Below are 22,792 nucleotides of genomic sequence, written 5' to 3'. Positions count from 1 at the left end.
GATGTACAAACAACTTATCCGTCCGATATTTTTCGCTTTCGATCCTGAAAAAATTCATCATTTCACATTTAGTTTAATAAAATTCACATCAAAAATACCTGGTTTACAAGCTGTTTTTAAAAGTTTATATGTTGTGAATGATAAAACTCTAGAACGCAATTTGTTTGGTTTAACTTTTAAAAATCCTGTTGGTTTAGCAGCAGGTTTTGATAAAAATGCCATTTTATATAACGAATTGGCAAACTTTGGTTTTGGGTTTATTGAAATTGGTACTGTAACGCCTAAAGGGCAAATGGGAAATCCTAAAAAAAGGTTGTTTAGGTTAAAAGATGATAAAGGTATTATAAACCGAATGGGTTTTAATAATGAAGGTGTTGAAGCTGCTATTGAAAAATTAAAAAAGAATAAGGGAAATTTAATTATTGGCGGAAATATTGGAAAAAACACAGATACAAAACCTGAAGACTATACTAAAGATTATTTAACGTGTTTTAATGCACTGCACCCGTATGTAGATTATTTTGTGCTAAATGTAAGTTGCCCTAATGTTGGTAGTCATGCTAAATTAAACGATAAAGATTATTTGCTAGAACTAATTAGCGCGGTACAAAAGGCTAATACAACATTTGAAAAACAGAAACCTATATTATTAAAAATTGCACCAGATTTAAATGAAGGGCAATTAGATGAAATAATAGAGCTAATAAACGAAACAAAGTTAGATGGTGTTATTGCAAGTAACACATCTGTAGATAGAACTGGTTTAAAAGCATCTGAAGATATGCTAAAAGCTATTGGTAATGGTGGTTTAAGCGGGCAACCAATAAAAGATAAAAGCACCAAAGTTATACAGTATTTAGCAACTAAAAGCAATAAAGCATTTCCAATAATTGGTGTTGGTGGTATTCATTCTGCTAATGATGCTCTTGAAAAAATAAATGCTGGTGCAGATTTAGTGCAAGTTTATACAGGTTTTATTTATGAAGGACCGCGTTTGGTGAAATCTATAAACAAAGCAATTTTAAAAGCTACTTAACAAAACGTTTTACTACCCTAACAGAATTACTAATAACCGTAAGTAAGTATGAGCCTGAAGCTAAATTACTGGTGTCAATTGGTTTGTTAGTAACTACGCCTGATGAAAATTTTTGCCCTACTAAGTTTGCAATTTCAAAGTATAAAACACTGTTTTCATCATTAAAATTAGATGCTACTCTTTGTATATAAAGTAGGTTGTTTTTAACAGGGTTTGGGTACAATTTAATGTCTTTATCTGTAACAGGAACACTAATTGTTTTTAAGTGTACATTATCAATAGCAATATCACCTTTCCAGCCATTACCTCTTACGGCCCTAAACCTAATATTGATAGTTTCACCAACATAATATGATAAATTGATAGATGCTTTTAAAAAATCATCGGTTTGGTTATTTTGTTGGCTGCCAATAAATGGCGGAATAACATCATTTATATACCCATCATTAGTTTTAATATCAACATGAAGTTCACCTATATTTTCACCAAACATATGGTAGTTAAAATCTATTTCAGAATTTTGATGAACTACATCAATACATGGCGAAATAAACTCTGTTGTAGCGCCTTCTTCAGCGCCTGAAGCTTCGGTATAAATATACCTGTTTAAATTACCATTTTTGTGATGATGATTATTTATGGGGCCAGTAGCATCAGAGTGTGTTTCACCATGGTTAATAACCCAGTGGTAACCACTGTTGTTATCGTTTACAGTCCATCCATCATCTCCTGCTACGTCAAAAGTATCAAAACCTTCATCAAAAAGAGTTTCAGTTAATACGCCAACTTTAACAAGGTTATAGTATGTTTTAGTTATTTTTTTTGAATTTTTATAAACTGAAAGTGTTACACTGTAAATACCGGTATTAAATGTATGTGTTGGGTTTTGTGTGGTATAATCTATAACACCATCAGAATTTATATCCCATTCCCAAGCAGATATGTTAGCGCAAGAGTTGTTAAAGTTTACTGTTAATTTACTTTCACAACTTATGGTATTATATGCTTCTATGTCTGCATTAAACGTAGGGCTAGATAAATAATGCTTTTGTGTTATATAGAAAGCATACATTCTTTGTAATTGTTGGTTGGTAAAATGCGTTCTGCATATTTTTTTTGCGTAAGACATTATGTTGCTAACATCGGGTTTAAAAGTATGCCCATGAGCATCGGTTTCTGTGCCTATATATTCACAAAATTCATTAACATTACTAGTTGTTAATTTTGGGTCTGCAGGTGTGTCACAAATACCATCGCCATCCGTATCACAATTGCTACCATCAACAAGCTCTGTGGTTAATGCATTATTGTCGTTACCATGTGTGTGCAATAGTGAAAAAAAGTGACCCATTTCATGCACAAGTGATGATGTGGCACAACTATTTTTAATTACTAAATAATCTTTGTTTCTGGTATTATTGGTGTAACCACAAATACTTTGGTTTGCTTCGTTTTTTAAGGTATGCGTAAAATAAATATTTATAACTCCTGGAAAATTATTAGTTTCAAAAACAGTATCATCTTCTCCTTTTATTATGTGAGCAGTATGGTTACTATCAATGTAATTAACTTCACTAGAAACAAAAAATGTCATTCTAGCGTTGTTAAAATGGTTGTTTAAATTATCAAGTGCAGCATTTAAATCGGCATCACATATACCTTCATTTCCGTTAGAATATCTTAAAACATGAATTTTTACAGGAATATAATTAATAATGTTTTCCGATAAGTCTTTTAAATTTAAATGCTTGTTACTTAAAGTCTCGTTGTAATTTATACTGTTGAAGAGTTCAATTTGTGCTTCAGAAAATGAGGTTCCGCAAGCAAAATCATTGTTTTGCGCAGATATAAAACCAAATGCAGTTAGCATTACTGCTACACAAAAAAGGAATGATTTTTTTAGGTTGGGTATCATTGGGTAAATTTGGTAAATCAAATGTACCTGTTAATGTGAAAATATTGTAAAATAAACGTTAAGCGTAATTATTAATCGATAAATAGGAAATAATTGACAATTAGTTTTTGCTTACACGTACGTTATCAATTAAATTAAAATTTAGTAAATATAAACCAACTTTAAGGTTATATCTATTAACCTCTAAGTTTAAACCTTATAAAAATTAGTAGTATTTTTACACCGAAACGAAACGAGTATATGTTAGAAAAAATTAAGATTATAGAATGCCCGCGTGATGCTATGCAAGGTATTAAGCAATTTATTCCAACAGAAAAAAAAGTACAGTATATCCAGTCGTTATTACGTGTTGGTTTTGATACTATAGATTTTGGTAGTTTTGTTTCACCAAAAGCCATTCCGCAAATGGTTGATACAGCTCAGGTTTTAGAGCAGTTAGATTTAACTAAAACCAGCAGTAAATTATTGGCAATTGTAGCCAATTTACGTGGGGCCCAAGATGCTTGTAAACATTCTGAAATAAATTATTTAGGGTATCCGTTTTCAATATCTGAAAATTTTCAAATGCGTAATACACATAAAACCATTGCGCAGTCTGTTGATATTTTAAATGATATTTTAGAAGAAGCTAACAAGCATAATAAAAAAGTAGTTGTTTATATTTCAATGGGCTTTGGAAACCCTTACGGCGACCCGTGGAATGTTGATGTAGTAGGAGAGTGGACCGAACGTTTAAGCACTATGGGTGTTGAAATTTTATCATTAAGTGATACCATTGGTAGTTCAAACCCAGAAAATATATCGTATTTGTTTTCTAATTTAATTCCTAAGTACCCCAAAATAGAATTTGGTGCACATTTACATACCACACCAAATACTTGGTTTGAAAAAATTGATGCAGCATACAATGCTGGTTGTTTACGTTTTGATGGTGCCATTCAAGGTTTTGGTGGTTGCCCTATGGCAAAAAATGAACTTACAGGCAATATGCCAACTGAAAAACTACTGTCATACTTCACTTCAAAACAGCAAAACACTTTAAACGCTATGAGTTTTGAAAGCGCTTTTAACGAAGCTTCAAAAATATTTAGAAATTATTTTTAGTATATCTTTCTTAAATACAGCAGATTAATTGTCTTTTAGTTTTTTAATTTAAAATTAATCTAAATAAATTTTGCATCCTTTAAAATGGGTTTTATATTTGCGAAAATTATTTTAAATAAATCTAAATAAACAGACGAAATGAAAAAATTAGTTTTATCGCTTGTAGCAGTTGCTGCATTATTTCAATCATGTTCAGATGATGATAATGATGGTGCACAACGCATAATTTCTCAAACAACAGGTATAGATATTACAGATTTAACAGTGCCAACATCATACACTTTTACAAGAGATGGAAACACAACAGTAAGTTTTTCTGGGCAAACAACGCGTTTAAAACAAGTGGCTGCCATTGGTAGCGATTTAAACGCTACAACTTCAACACTTACTGAATTAGAAAATAATTTTAAAAACGGCGAAGGGTTTGATGATGCTTCATTAAACGGCACCGGAAAGAAAATAAGAAACAAAGTAGCCAATTCATTAGGTTTATTTTCTGTAGGCGTTACAAACAATGCCGATGCTTTAAAAGCAGATTTTGATGCGTATATAGCTAATTTTATTTCTGAAGTACAAACACCAGTTTCAAATGCGGTAGTAGCTACTAAAGGCAATGCTGGAATAGCCGATGGAAATAGAAATGTAAATGGTGATGGTTTAGAGTATAATCAAGCATTTTATAAATCTTTAATTGGTGCTTTAGTGTTTGATCAAGCTGCTAACCATTATTTTAATAGATTAGATGAAGATGATTTTGATGGTACAAATAGCTTCCGTACAGCAAATGATGCTGGTGAAAATGCAGAAGGTAAAGATTACACCACCATGGAACACCATTTTGATGAAGCATATGGATACGTGTACGGGTTATCTGCCAATGATGATATTTTAATGCAAAAATACATTAACAGAGTAGAGGGCGATAGTGATTTTACAGGTACTGCACAAACTATTATTGATGCGTTTATTATTGGTAGAGCAGCCATTGCTCAAAAAAAATACGATGTTAGAGATGAAGCTATAACGGTTATTAGAAAAGAGCTTGCCAAAGTAATTGGTATTAGAGCCGTTTATTACTTACAACAAGGTAAAGCTAAATTAACTGACAGACCTACTGCTTTTCATGATTTATCTGAAGGTTACGGTTTTGTATACTCTTTACAATTCTTGTCTCTAGATGGTGTAACACCATTATTTACACAAACAGAAGTACAAGGTTTTATTGACGATTTAATTGAAGGAGATGGCTTCTGGGATATTACCGAAACGAAATTAGATGAAATTTCTGCAGCTATTGCAGCAAAGTTTAATTTTACCGTAGCCCAAGCAGGTGCATAATTTAAAAATTATAACATACAATAAATTAACAAAAGTGGCTTATGTAAATAAGCCACTCTTTTGGTTTTACAAATAAGCAGTATATTCGTAGCAATAAATTGCTTTTCAATAAAAAAAAAGAAAATGAAAAAAGGATTTTTAGTTTGTTTTGCTTTTGCAACTTTAGTAATTATTTCATGTAGTTCAAGTGATGATTCTGGTGATAAAGGCAATAATAACACATTCAACAGAGAAGCGCTATTAACAAATTGGGTAAACAATATAATTACACCAGCAATAACCGATTTCAATACCAAATTAGCAACATTAAAATCTAGTCAAACGCAGTTTACAACAACACCAAACGAAACTAATTTAGTAGCGTTGCAAACAGCATTATTTAATGCGCAAAAATCATGGCAACACATAGCAATGTTTAATTTTGGTAAAGCCGAAGAGTTAAATTACAGGTTGTTTATGAATTCATATCCTGTAGATTTTATAACCACTGCCGATGATTCTCAAGAAGATGATAACACTATTGTAAGCAATATTGAAGCTAACACATTACCAATTGCCGATATAGATTTTACACTAGAGAAAAGAAATAATGAACAAGGCTTTCCAGCGGTAGATTATATGGTAAACGGTCTTGCTGCTACAAACACAGAAATAGTTTCGTATTACACAACTAACGCTATTAAAGACAATTACATTGCGTATTTAGAAAAAGTGTTAAACAGAATGGTAAGCCTAACAAATGAGGTTGTAACCTACTGGAACAGTAATGCAAACGCTGTAATTGCCAACAATGGATCATCTGCAACAGCATCTTTTGACAAGTTGGTTAATGATTATGTTAACTACGTTGAAAAAGGTTTTAGAGAACTTAAAATTGCTACACCATCTGGTAAAAGAAACGGTAGCCCAAATAAAGAAACTGTTGAGTCTTTTTACAGTTCACAAAACTCAAAAGCTTTATTTTTAGAAGCTTATAAAGCTGTGAAAAATTTATACTACGGAACATCTTTTTCTAACAGTACAAACGGACAAAGTATTGATGATTATTTAGATTTTTTACAAGCCACCGCTTTTGATGCCGATGAAAGAGCAACAAAAAATATTACAGCCATTATTGAAGAACGCTTTGCCGCAATAGATCAAGTTGTAGCCAGTTTAAATAGTGATTTTACCATACAAGTTGAAACTAACAACAACCAACTTTTAGAAACCTTTAACGTTATTCAACTGTACGTTACAGTTTTAAAAACAAGTGCTTTAAATGCCATGGATGTAACGGTAGATTTTGTTGATAGTGATGGTGATTAATAAACTATAAATACAAAATGGCAAACGGTTTAGTCATCAAGTCATATTTAAAAAATAATAGAAAAGAAGCTAGCATATTAGCTTCTTTTCGTGTTTTATTTGGTGTGCTTATGTTACTAAGTTTAGTAAGATTTATAAGCATGGGTTGGGTTGAAGATTTTTATATAACTCCAAAATTTCATTTTAAATATTATGGTTTTGAATGGGTTAAAACTTGGGGCAAATACACATATATTTTATTTGGTATAGCCATAACCGCTTGCGTTGGTATCATTTTAGGATTTTGGTATAGAATTTCAATGTTGCTTTTCTTTTTATCGTTCACCTACATTGAATTAATTGATAAAACAACCTATTTAAACCATTATTACTTTATAAGTATTTTAAGTTTTTTACTTTATTTTTTACCATTAAACGCTACATTTTCAATAGATAGTTTTAAAAGAAAAATAAACTACAAATATGTGCCAGCATACACCGTAGACAGTATAAAATTACTTTTAGGTATTGTATATTTTTATGCAGGTTTGGCAAAATTAAATTCAGATTGGTTGCTTAAAGCACAACCGTTAAAAATATGGTTATCATCAAAAACCGATTTATGGTTAATAGGGCCATTAATGAAAGAAACATGGTTTCATTACGCCATGAGTTGGAGTGGTGCTTTATATGATTTAACAATTCCGTTTTTATTACTCTACAAAAAAACAAGGCCATTTGCTTTTGTTTTGGTGGTTGTTTTTCATGTGTTTACAAGAATTTTGTTCAACATTGGTATGTTTCCTTACATCATGATAGTGGCTACATTGGTGTTTTTTAACGCTTCAGTTCACAATACATTTATAAGCATTATAAAACACATTTTTAAGTTAAACCGTTTTGAAATATGTAATGTTGAAGAAAAATATGCAGTTAAAAATCAAAATATTAAACGGTGTATTATTTCTATATTTTTTGTAATACAACTACTTTTGCCGTTTAGAAATTTGTTGTATCCAGAAGAATTATTTTGGCATGAACAAGGTTACAGATTTTCATGGCGTGTTATGCTTATGGAAAAGGTTGGCGAAACACAACTTATTGTAAAAAATGCGGCTACTGGTAAATATTTTTATGTAGATAATACCGATTTTTTAACCAGCTTTCAAATAAAGCAAATGAGTTTTCAGCCAGATTTTATTTTAGAATATGCTCATAAATTAGGAGATCATTTTAAAAACCAAGGACATGAAAATATTCAAATTTTTGCCGAAAGTTATGTAGCGCTTAATGGCAGATTAAATCAGCAGTTTATAAACCCTACTGTAGATTTGTATAACGAAAAAAAAGGGTTTAAACACAAAACATGGGTTTTACCATTTAAAGATGAAATTAAAGGTTTTTAGTCTGTTTTTTTTCTTGTTTACAAGCTTAACATTTGCACAAGAAATTACATTTAAAGTTTACAATGAAACGTCTTTACTGCCGGTTTCAAATGTAAAAATTATATCAGCAAAAAGTAAATTATTAGGTGTAACAAATAACACAGGTATATTAAAGATTAACACCGAAGGAGAAACCCAATTCTTTTTTCAAAATGAAGATTATAAAATTGCTGAAGTAATTATCAATACTTTAAGCAACACCTTTGAAGTGTATTTAATACCATTATCTGAAACACTCTCTGAAGTTGTAATTAGAACAAAAAAGCAACAAGATTATACAGTAACGGCATTAGCACCCGTTGAAGGCACGCATATTTACGCTGGAAAAAAATCTGAAGTTGTACATTTAGATTTAATTGATGGTAACAAAGCAGCAAACAATGCACGTCAAATATTTTCAAAAGTAGTAGGTTTAAATATTTATGATGCTAATGATGGCGGATTGCAACTAAACATTGGTGGGCGTGGTTTAGACCCTAACCGAACGGCCAATTTTAACACCAGACAAAACGATTACGATATTAGTGCCGATGTTTTAGGCTACCCCGAAAGTTATTATACACCACCAACCGAGGCTTTATCTCAAATTCAGGTAATTAGGGGTGCAGCATCATTGCAATATGGTACGCAATTTGGTGGCTTGGTAAATTTTAAATTTAAGAATCCAAGTTTAAATCCTATTGAGTTTACAACTCGCAATACGGTGTCTTCATTTAATTCGTTTTCAAACTTTACGTCTTTGAGTGGCACGTTAAATAAGGTTTCATATTACACGTTTTACAACGGAAAAAAAGGAGATGGTTTCAGGCCAAATTCAGATTATGAATCGCATAATGCTTTTGCACATTTGGCATATAAATTCAATGAAAAAACACGTATAGCATTTGAATATACATATTTCGATTATTTAGCACACCAACCAGGTGGTTTGTCTGATGTGCAGTTTCTAGAAAACCCAGAGCAAAGTTATTTTAAAAGAAACTGGTTTGATGTAAATTGGAATTTATTTAACCTTAAATTAGAGCACGATTTTAACACAAATAATAAAATTACAGTTAGCCTTTTTGCTTTAGAAGCCGCAAGAAAAGCAGTTGGTTTTAGAGGTGTTCCAGGTGCAGATAACCCAAGAATTTTTAATCCTAATGGTGATGCGGTTAATGAGTTTGGTGAATATGAATACCAAAGAGATTTATTAATTGATGAGTTTAGTAATTGGGGGGCAGAAGTTAGGTTTTTATCTAACTACAAAATAGGAAATAAAGACGCTTATTTGTTATTAGGTTCTAAGGTTTACAATGCCAATAATAGCTCACAACAAGGACCAGGAAGTAAAAATGCCGATGCCGATTTTAATTTTATTAATGCAGCACAATACCCCAACCAAAATAGTTTTGATTACCCTAATTTTAATGCGTCATTTTTTGGAGAGCATATTTTCAATATAACCAATAATTTAAGTGTAACACCAGGTTTTAGGTTTGAGCATATTAACACCGAATCTAAAGGAAGTTACTATGATGTTAATTTAGATGAATTTATACCAGACAATAACACATTTGTTAGAAATTTTGTATTGTTAGGCATTGGTGTAAGTTACAAACCAAAACCATATTTTGAGCTATACAGTAATATTTCACAAAATTACAGATCAGTTACATTTTCAAATATCCGTACTGTAAATCCGTCGTTTATAATTGATCCTAATATAACAGATGAAGAAGGTTATACTTTTGATGTTGGTGTACGCGGTAAATTTAATAAAGCACTGTCTTATGATGTAAATGCGTTTTCACTATTGTATGATAATAGAATTGGACAAGTTTTAAATAACAGAGCGCAATGGGTACGAAAAAATATTGGTACAGCTTTTATTTATGGTTTAGAGTCTTTAATACAATGGAATATTAAAGAAACATTTTTTAAAAACAACAACAATATTTCATTTAATGCCTTTAGTAATTTAGCTTTAACAACTTCAGAATACACAAAATCTGAAGAAAGTGGTATAGAAGGCAATGAAGTAGAATTTATACCAGCTATAAATTTAAAAGCAGGTGTTAATTTTGGATTTAAAAATGCGGTAATGGCATTACAATACACTGCTATTTCAGAACAGTTTACAGATGTTACAAACTCACCGTACAACCCTAATAATGCTACCGATGTTATTGGTGCAATACCAAGTTATGATATTTTAGATGTATCTTTTTCATATAGATTTACTAATAATTTTAAGTTAGAAACAGGTGTTAATAACCTATTAGATAATAGTTATTTTACCAGAAGAGCAACAGGTTATCCTGGGCCAGGTATTATTCCTTCGGCACCAAGAAATTGGTATGCAACGCTTCAAATTACATTTTAAATAACCAATTGATTTAATGGTGCCAGAAATAACTATATGTATTACTTAAGACTTCTTAAGTTTGTATTAACATTAAATAAGAAAAAAAGGTGTATATTTGCACGCAATTATTAATGTAATTGCACAATGACCGCACATCAAAACAAGATAGTAGGAGAAGGTTTAACCTATGACGATGTTCTACTAGTTCCAGCATTTTCTGAAGTACTTCCACGCGAGGTAAACATTCAAACAAAATTAACACGTAACATTACTATTAATGTACCTATTATTTCGGCAGCCATGGATACGGTTACCGAAAGTAAAATGGCAATTGCTATGGCGCAAGAAGGTGGTATTGGTGTTTTACACAAAAACATGACCATTGAGGCACAAGCCAATAAAGTAAGGCGTGTTAAGCGTGCCGAAAGTGGTATGATTATAGACCCCGTTACGCTACCGCTTACCGCTGTTGTTGGTGATGCTAAACGTGCCATGGCAGAGCATAGCATTGGTGGTATTCCAATTGTAGATGAAGATGGAAAACTTAAAGGTATTGTAACAAACCGCGATTTACGTTTTGTTCATGATAATAAAAAACCAATTGTTGAAGTTATGACGGGTGAAAACCTTGTAACTGCTCCTGTTGGAACATCATTAACCGAGGCCGAAGTTATTTTACAAGCCCATAAAATTGAAAAATTACTGATAGTTGATGATAATTATAAATTATCTGGTTTAATTACCTTTAGAGATATTACAAAAGTTAGCCAAAAACCAATGGCTAATAAAGACCAATATGGGCGTTTACGTGTAGCTGCAGCTTTAGGTGTAACTGCTGATGCCGTTGAACGTGCCGAAGCACTTGTTAATGCTGGTGTTGATGCCGTTGTTATTGATACAGCGCATGGGCATACCAAAGGTGTTGTTAGCGTACTTAAAGAGGTGAAAAGTAAATTCCCTGAACTTGATGTTATTGTTGGAAATATAGCAACCGCTGCTGCTGCAAAATACTTAGTTGAAGCAGGTGCCGATGCCGTAAAAGTTGGTATTGGTCCAGGTTCTATTTGTACAACACGAGTAATTGCTGGTGTTGGTTTTCCTCAGTTTTCTGCTGTATTAGAAGTTGCTGCTGCTGTTAAAGGTACCGGCGTACCTGTAATTGCAGATGGTGGTATACGTTACACTGGCGATATACCAAAGGCTATTGCCGCAGGTGCAGATACTGTAATGTTAGGATCTCTTTTAGCAGGAACCAAGGAGTCTCCTGGAGAAACTATTATTTATGAAGGTAGAAAGTTTAAATCTTACCGTGGTATGGGTTCTGTTGAAGCTATGAAACAGGGTAGTAAAGATAGATACTTTCAAGATGTTGAAGATGATATTAAAAAATTAGTACCCGAAGGTATTGTTGGTAGAGTACCTTACAAAGGTGATTTATATGAAAGTATTCACCAGTTTATTGGCGGTTTACGTGCTGGTATGGGATATTGCGGTGCTAAAGATATTGAAGCTTTAAAAGAAAACGGACAGTTTGTTAAAATTACAGCTAGTGGTATTAATGAAAGTCATCCGCATGATGTAACTATTACTAAAGAGTCTCCTAATTATTCAAGATAATTAGTGAATTTATTATAAAAAAAAAAGCTGCAATTTTTTAATTGCAGCTTTTTTTATGTATTAATTCTATTAAGGTTATTGAACCCCTTTTTGTTTATTAATTTCGTCTTGCAACTGGCGTCTTACTTTTTGTTCGCGTTCTAAAGCAACACGACGGTGTTCATCAAACTCTTCTTCAATTTCAGCTAAATTTTTCTTAGCTTGTTTGGTAATAGCATTGCTGTTTTTAAATTTAAATATGAAGAATAGCAACAGTGCAAGTAAAGCAGCAATAATAGTCCACATAAGCATATTATAGCCAGTTTTACTCATTTGCAAGCCAAATAAAGCCATGCTATCTTTTTCTAAATTTGTTTTATCTAAATTGTCTTTTGTATTCGTTAGTTTAGATTTTAATTCTGAAATTTCTTTGGCTTGATTTTTCACAACAGCTTCAGTATCAACCAATGTTTTTCTTATGGTCTTTAAAGAATCTAAGGTGTGAGCTTTTAAGGTATATAACCATGCTTGTTTTACGGCTTCGTAAGCTTGACCATTAGTGCCTTTAAAATTACCAGATTTTCTAATTACAAATTCAAACTGACTGTCTATTGTACCACTATTTAATGATAGGTTGTCATCTGCATTAGTTTGTGAAAAACTTGTGGCAGAAATTAATAGCATAAGTAGTAAAATAGTATGTGATTTTATGAACTTCATTATTATTGGTTTTTTTAAGTGTGGTTTTGGTGTTGCTAATTTATAAAATTAAGTGAAACAAATGCATTTTTAATAAAAAGCCTCTTTATTAAAGAGGCTTTTGTATATACGCATAAAATTAAAAAAGAGATGTTATTAATTAATAATAAGTAAAACGTCTTACTTTGGCAATATATTTTGCAAGCCTTACTACTTGGTGGCTATAGCCATATTCGTTATCATACCAAACATATAGCACTATGTTTTTTCCATCTTTTCTAACAATAGTGGCTTTACTATCGTAAATTGAAGGAGCAGAACAGCCTACAATATCGCTTGATACTAATTCGTCACTTAGTTCGTATTTTATTTGTTCAACTAAATCGCCTTCTAAAGCATATTTTTTTAAAATGGTATTAACGCTATTTAGTGATGTTTTTTTATCTAATTCTAAATTTAAAATAGCTAAAGAACCATTAGGAACAGGTACGCGTATGGCGTTTGATGTTAGTTTGCCATCTAAACTAGGCAGCGCTTTGGCAACAGCACTACCAGCGCCTGTTTCAGTAATAACCATATTTAATGCAGCAGCTCTACCACGGCGGTATTTGTTGTGCATGTTATCTACTAAGTTTTGGTCATTCGTGTAAGCGTGAATGGTTTCTAAATGGCCGCTTTTTATTCCAAAAGAATCTTCAATTACTTTTAAAATAGGGGTAATGGCATTGGTTGTGCATGATGCTGCCGAAAAAATATCAACATTATCAGGGCTGTGTTCTAAATGGTTTACCCCATAAACAATGTTAGGTATTTCTTTTCCGGGTGCTGTTAATAATACCTTTTCAACCCCTTTAGCTTTTAGGTGTTTGCTTAAAGCTTTTTTATCTCTAAAAACGCCTGTGTTATCTATAACTAGTGCGTTTTTAATATTGTAATTGGTATAATTAATTTCTTCGGGAGCGTTGGCAGAAATAATATTTACCGTAGTACCGTTTATTATTAATGCATTTTTTTCAGTATCAACAGCAACAGTGCCGGGGAAATCACCATGAACAGAATCATTACGTAAAAGCGATGCTCTTTTTTCTAAAACCTGCGCATTGGTTTCGCCTCTGGTAACTATGGCTCTTAAACGTAATTGGCTACCTTTACCGGTTCTAACCATTAGTTCTCTGGCTACTAAACGGCCAATTCTTCCAAAGCCATAAAGCACAACATCTTTTGGTGTAATGTTTTTACTGTTATCGGCGTTTTTAAGTTTATTGGCTACAAATGAGGTGGCGTTTTCGTGTTTATTATCGTCTAAATGAAACTCATAGGTAAGTTTGCCAATATCTAATTTTGCGGGCGGCACGTTTAATGTTTTTATTGCACGAGCAATTTCAACAGAATCAAAAATAGAAATGTGTTTTTGCACAAATTTGCCGGCATAGTCATGTAAGTTTAGTATTTGACTTACGTTGCGGTCTATTAATTGATTTCTAAAAAGCACTAGTTCAATAGATTTGTCATACCACAAATCGCTTACAACTTTAATGAATTCTACGGTAGCTCTTCTGCGGTCTGCTTGAAAGGCTAATTCTTTTTCGTAAGTTTTGTTTGTACTCATACAAAAAATGTTTAGTTGGGTTTAATTTTTTGCAAAAGTATCATATTTCAAACGTTTTCGTAGCGCTTTTTGTAAAAAAAATAGCTCCCTTGATTTTACACGAGGAAGCTATACTTTTAATCGAATATTTAAAGAAATTATCTAAAGTTAAAACGGTCTTTTTCGCCTTTAGTATTAATAAGCTCAATTTTTAAAGATTCAAATTCTGTAGCATTTTTTAATGCTTTTTGCACATCATCAATAGAGTTTACTTCAACATCATTTACCATAGTAATTATACTACCGGCTTCAACACCATTACGCGTCCAGTAATCTCTATATTTTTCATTTAGTTTAATAATTTTTACACCATTTGAAGCTTTTAGCTTTTTTAAATCGGTTGGTTTAACGTTTTTCACTTCACCAACCAAAGGCATAGTATAGGTTTGATTTTTTAGTAAAGTAACATTAACGGTTTTAATTTTTCCGTCTCTGGTATAGGTTACTTCAACTACATCATTTGGTCTTTTAGAGCCTATTTGACCTGTTAAGTCTGAGAATTTTGAAATTTTAATGTTATTAATTTTCTTAATAATGTCTCCTTCTTTTAAACCAGCTCTATCTGCTCCAGAGTCTTCAACAACTTCAGCAATATAAACACCTTCGGTATCATTAATGCCTAGTTCATCAGAATATCTACTATTTAAAGCGCCGCCTCTAATACCTAAAATACCATTTTGTACATTACCGTATTCCATAATATCTTCAACAACTTTTCTAGCAATATTACTTGGTACTGCAAAAGAGTAGCCTACGTATGAACCAGTTTGCGATGTAATGGCTGTGTTAATACCTATTAACTCACCATTAGTATTCACTAATGCGCCGCCAGAATTTCCTGGATTTACAGCAGCATCAGTTTGAATGAACGATTGAATACTTTTGCCCGATAAATCTCTGGCTTTTGCACTAATAATACCTGCTGTAACAGTAGATGTTAAATTAAAAGGATTACCAACAGCTAATACCCACTCGCCAATTTTAGCGTTGTCTGAATCTCCAAAAGTAACAAATGGTAAAGCTTCATCAGGTTCAATTTTTAAAAGTGCAATATCTGTTTTTTCATCGGCTCCAATTAATTCAGCTTCATAAGTTTTATTATTGTTTAAGGTGACCGAAAGCTCTTGTGAATTTTTAATAACGTGGTTATTGGTAATTATATAGCCATCGGCATTTATTATTACACCAGAACCTGTACCCAACTGTGGGCGTTGTGAATTACGGCCCCAAAATAAATCTTCAAAGGTCATTTGTCCAGAGCCCATTGATACGTTTTTTACGTGTACAACAGCATGTACTGTGTTTTCTGCAGCACTTACAAAATCTGGTGCCTCAGTAGTATTATACAAGGTGTTTATATTACTAGTAGGGAAAAAATTAGGTGTTGTTTGTGTAGTATCAACAACAACGGTTTTATCTTTTTCTAAAAATAATTTGTAACCACCTAGCGTTAAAACACCACCTAAGGCCGAAATAAGTACTAATGATACAATCTTCTTCATAATTTTTCAGAATTAAGTTTATTTTAAATTATTTCTATGTTGAACTTGTTTTATTTGAGTTCTTCTTAAAACGTTACATATTTAAGTAAACGTATTTCAAAATTAAAATTAATTATTTATTGAATTTACAACTTGCTCTTTAACGGTTTTTAACTTCAACTTTAACTAGTTTTAACAAACAAAAAAATGGTTTTATATTCCTATATTTGTGCATTATTATGCAACAAGAATTTTATAAATATCAAGGAACAGGTAACGATTTTGTAATGATTGATAATCGTTTACAAACGTTTGACAAAAATAATACCAAACACATTGCTTTTTTATGTGACCGACGTTTTGGCATAGGTGCTGATGGATTAATTCTATTAGAAAACCATGAAAAACATGATTTTAAAATGGTTTACTATAATTCTGATGGAAATGAAAGTACCATGTGTGGTAATGGCGGCCGTTGTTTAGTAGCTTTTGCCAGAGATTTGGGTATTATTACAAAAAACACTGTTTTTGAAGCTATTGATGGTTTGCATCATGCATCAATTACAAATGATATTGTAAAACTTCAAATGTTAGATGTTGATGCTATTGAAAAACATGAAAACCACGTGTTTTTAAATACAGGTTCGCCTCATCATGTTCAATTTAAAAATAATATTGAAGATTTTGATATTAAAACCGAAGGTGCAAAAATACGTTACGGCGCACCTTACAATGAAGCTGGTAGTAATGTTAATTTTGTAAAAAAAATAACAAATGACACATTTACAGTTAGAACGTATGAACGCGGTGTTGAAGATGAAACCCTTTCATGTGGTACCGGTGTTACTGCTGTAGCCATTGCTATGCATGCAACAAACCAAACAACTAGCAATAACGTTAATTTGAATGTGCAAGGTGGTAAATTAAATGTATCATTTACTGAAGATAACGGAGCCTACAAAAACGTATGGCTTGTAGGGCCAGCAAAATTTGTATTTAAAGGCGCAGTATGATTACATTAAAAGGCGAAGATATTTATTTGCGCGCTTTAGAGCCTGAAGACTTAACTTTTGTTCATCAAGTAGAAAATAACGAGGCCATTTGGCAAATAAGTAACACACAAACACCTTTTTCAAAATACATAATTAAGCAGTATTTAGAAAATGCTCATAAAGATGTTTATGAAGTTAAGCAGCTACGTTTGGTAATTTCAAATTACAATAATGAAGCTTTGGGAATGATTGATATTTTTGATTTTGATGTTAAAAATAGTAGAGCAGGTGTTGGAATTTTAATTGAAAACGGAAAAAGTAGAGGCAAGGGTTATGGTGCTCAGGCTTTAAGCTTGTTGGTTAATTACTGTTTTACACATTTAAGGTTGCATCAATTGTATTGTAACATTTCAGAAGATAACCTAGCTAGCATAAAACTTTTTGAAAAACAGGGTTTTAAACAAGTGGGTTTAAAAAAAGATTGGAATTTTATTAACAATTCTTATAAAAACGAATATTTATTTCAGCTAATAAATAATTAACATGTACATAAAAAAAATTCTTTGGGCCATAGCATTAATAGGCTTGGTAATAGCAGGTTATTTTGCATATTTTATTTACAGTGCTATGATGGTGCCAAATACTGCTTTTAATAACGAAGAAGCTTACATTTATATTAAATCTACTGATAATTATGCTCAAGTTAGAGAACAATTAGAGCCTTTGTTAAAAAATATAACAAAATTTGATGCACTAGCAAAACAAAAAAAGTACATTAATAACGTAAAACCCGGTAAGTATGCCATAAAAAAGGACATGAGTAATAACGAAATTATTAATGCCATACGTAGTAAAAATATACCCGTTAAAGTGTCTTTTAACAACCAAAGTTCTCTGGAAAAATTAGCCGGTAGAATTGCGTTACAAATTGAAGCCGATAGTGTTTCATTAATTAAAGCTTTTACAGATAAAACATTTTATAAAGAAAATAGTTTTACAAAAAAAACAGCTTTAGGTATGTATTTACCAAACAGTTATGAGTTTTTTTGGAATACTAATGCTGAAGATTTTAGAGCAAGAATGCTTAAAGAATACAAGGCTTTTTGGAATAAAAACCGTTTAAATAAAGCCAAAACATTAGGGTTATCACAAGATGAAGTTATGACATTGGCTTCTATTGTTTACGAAGAATCTAAACAAGCACAAGAGCAACCCAGAATTGCAGGTGTTTACATAAACCGCCTTAAAATTGGTATGCCTCTACAAGCAGACCCAACACTTAAATTTGCAGCTTATCAGCTACCAAAATATAAAAACACGGTTATAAAGCGTGTATTAAATGTTCATAAAGATATTAATTCACCTTACAATACTTATAAAAACACAGGCTTACCGCCCGGGCTTATAACAATGCCAGATTTATCTGCAATTAATGCGGTTTTAAATTATGAAAAGCATAAATACTTATATTTTGCTGCCGATGCTAAGCGTTTAGGCTACCATAAATTTGCAAAAACACTCTCACAACACAATCAAAATGCCAGAGCTTACCAAAGGTATTTGTCTTCACAAGGTATAAATAGATAGTGAAGCGCCGTAAACACAAATATGTTTTACCCTTTATTCTATTTGTAAATATTGTATTTGGGCAAGTTGAAAAATCTCATTTTTTTAAACCCAGTGATACTTTAAACAAACCAAGGCGTAATTTGGTTATTATTTCTGAAGCATCACTAGCAACCGCTTCGCTTTTAGGATTAAATGCGTTGTGGTATGCAGATTATGAAAGATCTAAATTTCACACCGTTAATGATAATAATGAGTGGCTACAAATGGATAAAGCGGGCCATATGTTTACAGCCTACCAAATGGGAAAAGTGGGAGCCAATTTATTAAATTGGAGTGGTGTAAATAAAAAGCAGCAATTAATTTATGGTGCAACTTTAGGCTTTTCTTTTTTAACGGCTGTTGAAGTTTTAGATGGTTTTTCAAAAGAATGGGGCTTTTCATGGGGCGATGTTTTTGCCAATGCTGCCGGTACAGGATTGTATGTTAGTCAAGAATTATTATGGAAAGAACAACGCATTAATTTAAAATATTCTTTTCATCAAACAGCATACGCACAACAAAACCCAGATACACTTGGCGCTAATTTTTTAGAAGAAATTTTAAAAGATTACAATGGCCAAACCTATTGGCTAAGTTTCAATTTACATGCATTTTTTAAACATAGCCATTTACCAAAATGGTTAAATATTGCCGTTGGTTATGGTGCGCATGGTATGCTTGGTAATTCAAAAGATATTGACAATCAGTTGTTAACAAATAAAAAGCCTATGCGTCAATTCTATTTAAGTTTTGATGTAAATTTGAAAAACATAAAAACTAAGTCTCCAGTTTTAAGTTCTATTTTTAGCGTTTTGAATGTGATAAAAATACCTTTTCCTGCCTTAGAATTTAATAAAAAAGGCACTGTATTTCATCCATTCTACTATTAAATTACGTATTTAATCGAGTAGGTTTGTGCGTATTAATATTTTACGTATATTTGCACGCTCAAATTTCAAGGCATGTTTTTTGTATAAAATATGCTGAAAAAATTTAGAACTATGGTAAAGAATATAGCAGGTTATATTACCCTCAGTCTTACTATATGTGTCATAGCATATATTTCTTATACAGAAAATGAGACTATAGACTTGAGTAAGTATTCTACAAAAGGACTAGGCTTAAATTACACAGTAGGCCTAAATGATGTTAAAGACCAGGATCTTATAGCATCTAAAGAAGTTTTTACGCCTTATCTAGGTAAATCCTTTATTGGTTTTAAAGAAGCGGTGGCTTTTAAAGAATCTAGAGGAGATTATGCGTGTATTAACACGTTTGGTTATTTAGGTAAGTATCAATTTGGCGAAGAAACTTTAAAACTCATTGGTATTTATAATGCCAAGGCGTTTTTAAATGACCCTAAACTTCAGGAAAAAGCATTTATTGCTAATGCATCAAGAAACAAATGGATTCTTAGAAGAGACATCAGAAATTTTGTTGGTAAACGCATAAATGGCGTTTTGGTAACAGAATCTGGTATTTTGGCAGCTGCGCATTTAGCAGGACCTGGAAGTGTGAAAAAGTATTTAAGAAGTTACGGATTAGACAATTTTGCTGATGGTTTTGGTACAACAGTGTACACTTACATGAAGCGTTTTTCTGGCTATGATACTTCTTTTATAAAACCTAATAAGAAAGCAAAAGCTATGTAAGTTGTTGTGCTTTTCAGCAAAAAATAATCATTATTAGCTTTTATGAATAATAAATATGGTGGGTCTTTTATGAAGATCTACCATATTTTTTTTCCAGTTACCCGCTGGTAAAGTTTTTATAAATTCAGAAGGTAAAGTAATGTCGCACGCTACGCAAACACTTGTGTTTTCAGATAAAACAGCTGAAATATCTTCTAGCATTTTGTTATTACGGTAAGGTGTTTCAATAAAAATTTGTGATTGATTTTGATCAAATGATAAGCGCTCTAAACGTTTTAATTCTTGTTTACGCTCACTTTTATCAATAGGAAGGTAGCCGTTAAAAGCAAAGCTTTGGCCATTCATACCAGAACTCATTAAAGCTAGTAATATTGATGAAGGACCAACTAGCGGAATTACTTTAATATTTTTTTGATGTGCTATTTTAACAATTTCTGCACCAGGATCTGCAACACCTGGGCAGCCAGCTTCAGATAGTAATCCAACATTCTTACCATTTAAGCATGGTGTTAAAAATTCGGGTAATTCTGAAATTTCGGTATGCTTGTTTAAAACAAAAAGGTGTAAAGATGGTTGGGGTTTATTAGGGGCTATTCTTTTTATAAATCGTCTAGCTGTTTTTTCGTTTTCAACAATAAAAAAATCAATTTGCTCAATGGTGTTTTTTACTGTAATAGGTAAAACATCTAGCGGCTCATTATCACCTAAAGTTGTTGGTATTAAATATAGGTTTGCTTTGGTTCGCATTATTTTATTGTAGTTTTTTGGCAATTAAATTACAAGCTTCATCAAGCATTTGGTATACGTTTTCAAATCCTTGAGCTCCACCATAGTAAGGGTCTGGCACTTCAAAATTTTTATTAGGATAAACTACATTCAGTATCATTTCAACTTTACTTTTATCTGCATGGTTCCTGGTAAGGTTTACAACGTTTTGGTAATTTGTTTTATCCATTACGTAAATAAAATCAAACGCATCAAAATCGTTTACTGTAAATTGTCTTGATTTTTGGTTTGAAATATTTAAACCATGTGTTTTTGCTATGGCAATTGAGCGGCTATCAGGTTGTTTGTTAGCATGATAGTTTGCGGTTCCTGCAGAATCAACTAAAAATTTTTCTTTGGGTAATTTAGATTTTAAGATACCTTCTGCTAATGGAGATCGGCAAATATTACCTAAGCACACCATTAGTATTTTTGTCATTGTAAAAAAATATTAAACTGAAAGCTTTTTGGTAATATCGTCAACGTATTTTCTAAATTGTTTATCTGTTGAAGTAAGGTTGTCTACTGTTTTGCAAGCATGTAAAACGGTAGCGTGGTCACGTTTTCCAATTTGAGAACCAATACTAGCTAATGATGCTTTTGTGAATTTTTTTGCAAAAAACATAGCTAATTGACGGGCCTGAACAATATGACGTTTTCTAGTTTTAGATTGTAAGGTGTCAATATCCATTTGAAAATAATCAGAGACTACCTTTTGTATGTAGTCTATTGATACTTCACGTTTGGTATTTTTAACAAACTTCTCAACAATAACTCTAGCTAAATCTATAGTTATTTCTTTTTTATTAAAAGAAGATTGTGCAATAAGCGAAATAATAGCGCCTTCAAGTTCTCTAACATTCGATTTTATGTTTTTAGCAACATAATCAATAATATCTTCAGGCATTTCAACACCATCACGATACAATTTATTTTTTAAAATTGATACGCGCGTTTCAAAATCTGGTGTTTGCAATTCAGCCGAAAGCCCCCATTTAAAACGAGATAATAAACGTTGTTCAATATCTTGCATATCAACCGGTGCTTTATCACTGGTTAAAACAACTTGTTTGCCGTTTTGGTGCAGGTGGTTAAATATGTGGAAGAAAACATCTTGCGTTCCTGTTTTTCCTGATAAAAATTGTACATCATCAATAATAAGAACATCAATTATTTGATAAAAATGAATAAAATCATTTCTATTATTTTTCTTTATGGCGTCTATATATTGTTGTGTAAACTTTTCGGCAGAAATATATAAAACTGTTTTTTCTGGGTATTTGTCTTTAATATCAACACCAATAGCATGTGCTAAATGTGTTTTACCTAAACCAACACCACCAAAAATTAATAACGGATTAAAAGATGTGCCTCCTGGTTTGTTTGCTACAGCTAAACCTGCACTACGTGCCAAACGGTTAGAGTCTCCTTCTAAAAAGTTATCAAAACTGTAATTTGGGTTTAGTTGAGATTCTACTTTAACGTTTCTAATACCAGGTATAACAAAAGGATTGCGTAATTCTGGACTTTTATTGTTTAAAGGAATATCAACATCTTGTGATTTTACTGCAGACCTATTTGAGCTAGGTATTTTTTCTGTAAAGGGTTGCTTGTTGCCGTAAGTGTTTTCCATTTTAATAATGTAAACCAATTTGGCATTTTTACCCAACTCTTTTGTTAATGCAACTTTAAGAATTTTTACGTAGTGCTCTTCTAACCACTCATAAAAAAACTTACTAGGTACCTGAATGCTTAACGCATTGTCAGTGAGTTTCACTGCAACAATGGGCTCAAACCATGTTTTATATGCTTGCGGTTGGATGTTATCTTTTATGAAATTAAGACAATTATTCCATACCGATTTCGCAGTGTTACTCAT

19 protein-coding genes are annotated in these 22,792 nt (G+C 32.0%); 12 read left to right on the top strand and 7 right to left on the bottom strand.

The window, feature by feature from the left end; genetic code table 11:
* The first annotated feature begins 1 nt into the window (after nt 1).
* A complete protein-coding gene (locus ACYX4H_RS00095) occupies nt 2-1,036 on the top strand; it encodes a quinone-dependent dihydroorotate dehydrogenase (protein WP_476237200.1) in 1,035 nt (344 codons plus the stop codon).
* Here ACYX4H_RS00095 and ACYX4H_RS00090 read toward each other — a convergent pair.
* A complete protein-coding gene (locus tag ACYX4H_RS00090) occupies nt 1,029-2,951 on the bottom strand; it encodes a M43 family zinc metalloprotease (protein ID WP_476237199.1) in 1,923 nt (640 codons plus the stop codon). The genes ACYX4H_RS00095 and ACYX4H_RS00090 overlap by 8 nt on opposite strands.
* Nucleotides 2,952-3,191: 240 nt before the next feature.
* Here ACYX4H_RS00090 and ACYX4H_RS00085 point away from each other — a divergent pair, with 240 nt between their 5' ends.
* The 6 genes from ACYX4H_RS00085 to guaB all read left to right on the top strand — a co-directional run bounded on the left by ACYX4H_RS00085 (nt 3,192) and on the right by guaB (nt 12,089).
* Nucleotides 3,192-4,055, top strand: a complete 864-nt coding sequence (locus ACYX4H_RS00085; RefSeq protein WP_475296764.1) for a hydroxymethylglutaryl-CoA lyase — start codon at nt 3,192-3,194, stop codon at nt 4,053-4,055.
* Between the two features lie 138 nt (nt 4,056-4,193).
* Complete coding sequence (locus ACYX4H_RS00080; protein WP_476237198.1) at nt 4,194-5,393, top strand: DUF4856 domain-containing protein; 1,200 nt, start codon at nt 4,194-4,196, stop codon at nt 5,391-5,393.
* A gap of 123 nt (nt 5,394-5,516) precedes the next feature.
* Complete coding sequence (locus ACYX4H_RS00075) at nt 5,517-6,701, top strand: imelysin family protein (protein WP_476237197.1); 1,185 nt, start codon at nt 5,517-5,519, stop codon at nt 6,699-6,701.
* Between the two features lie 17 nt (nt 6,702-6,718).
* Entirely contained in the window at nt 6,719-8,086 is a 1,368-nt protein-coding gene (locus ACYX4H_RS00070; RefSeq protein ID WP_476237196.1) for an HTTM domain-containing protein, read from the top strand.
* Complete coding sequence (locus ACYX4H_RS00065) at nt 8,067-10,490, top strand: TonB-dependent receptor family protein (RefSeq protein WP_476237195.1); 2,424 nt, start codon at nt 8,067-8,069, stop codon at nt 10,488-10,490. The genes ACYX4H_RS00070 and ACYX4H_RS00065 overlap by 20 nt, the downstream gene beginning before the upstream one ends.
* 126 nt (nt 10,491-10,616) lie before the next feature.
* Nucleotides 10,617-12,089 carry an IMP dehydrogenase gene (guaB, locus tag ACYX4H_RS00060; RefSeq protein ID WP_476237194.1) on the top strand — a complete coding sequence of 491 codons (1,473 nt, stop codon included), beginning with the start codon at nt 10,617-10,619 and terminating at the stop codon, nt 12,087-12,089.
* A gap of 75 nt (nt 12,090-12,164) precedes the next feature.
* On the opposite strand, the gene ACYX4H_RS00055 is transcribed toward guaB, so the two are convergent.
* The 3 genes from ACYX4H_RS00055 to ACYX4H_RS00045 form a co-directional block, all read right to left on the bottom strand.
* The gene (locus tag ACYX4H_RS00055; protein ID WP_475296758.1) at nt 12,165-12,788 is read right to left on the bottom strand and encodes a tRNA (guanine-N1)-methyltransferase; all 624 of its coding nucleotides are present in this window, start codon (nt 12,786-12,788) and stop codon (nt 12,165-12,167) included.
* 139 nt (nt 12,789-12,927) lie between these two features.
* A complete protein-coding gene (locus ACYX4H_RS00050) occupies nt 12,928-14,376 on the bottom strand; it encodes a glyceraldehyde-3-phosphate dehydrogenase (RefSeq protein WP_476237193.1) in 1,449 nt (482 codons plus the stop codon).
* 137 nt (nt 14,377-14,513) lie between these two features.
* Entirely contained in the window at nt 14,514-15,917 is a 1,404-nt protein-coding gene (locus ACYX4H_RS00045) for a trypsin-like peptidase domain-containing protein (RefSeq protein ID WP_476237192.1), read from the bottom strand.
* 218 nt (nt 15,918-16,135) lie between these two features.
* Here ACYX4H_RS00045 and dapF point away from each other — a divergent pair, with 218 nt between their 5' ends.
* From dapF to ACYX4H_RS00020, 5 genes are all read left to right on the top strand, one after another.
* Nucleotides 16,136-16,909, top strand: coding sequence for a diaminopimelate epimerase (gene dapF, locus ACYX4H_RS00040; RefSeq protein WP_476237191.1), 774 nt, complete (start codon nt 16,136-16,138; stop codon nt 16,907-16,909).
* Entirely contained in the window at nt 16,906-17,430 is a 525-nt protein-coding gene (locus ACYX4H_RS00035) for a GNAT family N-acetyltransferase (RefSeq protein ID WP_476237190.1), read from the top strand. Before dapF ends, ACYX4H_RS00035 begins: the two co-directional genes overlap by 4 nt.
* Nucleotide 17,431: 1 nt before the next feature.
* Nucleotides 17,432-18,475 carry an endolytic transglycosylase MltG gene (gene mltG, locus ACYX4H_RS00030; RefSeq protein ID WP_476237189.1) on the top strand — a complete coding sequence of 348 codons (1,044 nt, stop codon included), beginning with the start codon at nt 17,432-17,434 and terminating at the stop codon, nt 18,473-18,475.
* Entirely contained in the window at nt 18,472-19,386 is a 915-nt protein-coding gene (locus ACYX4H_RS00025) for a DUF2279 domain-containing protein (protein WP_476238676.1), read from the top strand. The genes mltG and ACYX4H_RS00025 overlap by 4 nt, the downstream gene beginning before the upstream one ends.
* A gap of 111 nt (nt 19,387-19,497) precedes the next feature.
* Nucleotides 19,498-20,148 carry a peptidoglycan-binding protein LysM gene (locus ACYX4H_RS00020; protein WP_475296751.1) on the top strand — a complete coding sequence of 217 codons (651 nt, stop codon included), beginning with the start codon at nt 19,498-19,500 and terminating at the stop codon, nt 20,146-20,148.
* A gap of 33 nt (nt 20,149-20,181) precedes the next feature.
* Here the strand turns inward: ACYX4H_RS00020 and ACYX4H_RS00015 are convergent, their stop codons facing one another.
* The 3 genes from ACYX4H_RS00015 to dnaA are packed head-to-tail and all read right to left on the bottom strand — an operon-like array spanning nt 20,182 to nt 22,792.
* Nucleotides 20,182-20,895, bottom strand: a complete 714-nt coding sequence (locus ACYX4H_RS00015; protein ID WP_476237188.1) for an SAM-dependent methyltransferase — start codon at nt 20,893-20,895, stop codon at nt 20,182-20,184.
* A gap of 4 nt (nt 20,896-20,899) precedes the next feature.
* Nucleotides 20,900-21,352: a low molecular weight protein-tyrosine-phosphatase gene (locus ACYX4H_RS00010; RefSeq protein WP_476237187.1), complete on the bottom strand. Its 453-nt coding sequence runs from the start codon at nt 21,350-21,352 to the stop codon at nt 20,900-20,902.
* Nucleotides 21,353-21,364: 12 nt separating this feature from the next.
* On the bottom strand, nt 21,365-22,792 hold the full coding sequence (dnaA, locus tag ACYX4H_RS00005; RefSeq protein WP_475296748.1) for a chromosomal replication initiator protein DnaA: 1,428 nt from the start codon (nt 22,790-22,792) through the stop codon (nt 21,365-21,367).

The sequence above is a fragment of the Seonamhaeicola sp. ABD4_340 genome (assembly GCF_056312135.1).
The sequence above is the reverse complement of the archived record's forward strand: the minus strand, read 5'-3'. Positions and strand labels throughout refer to the sequence as shown.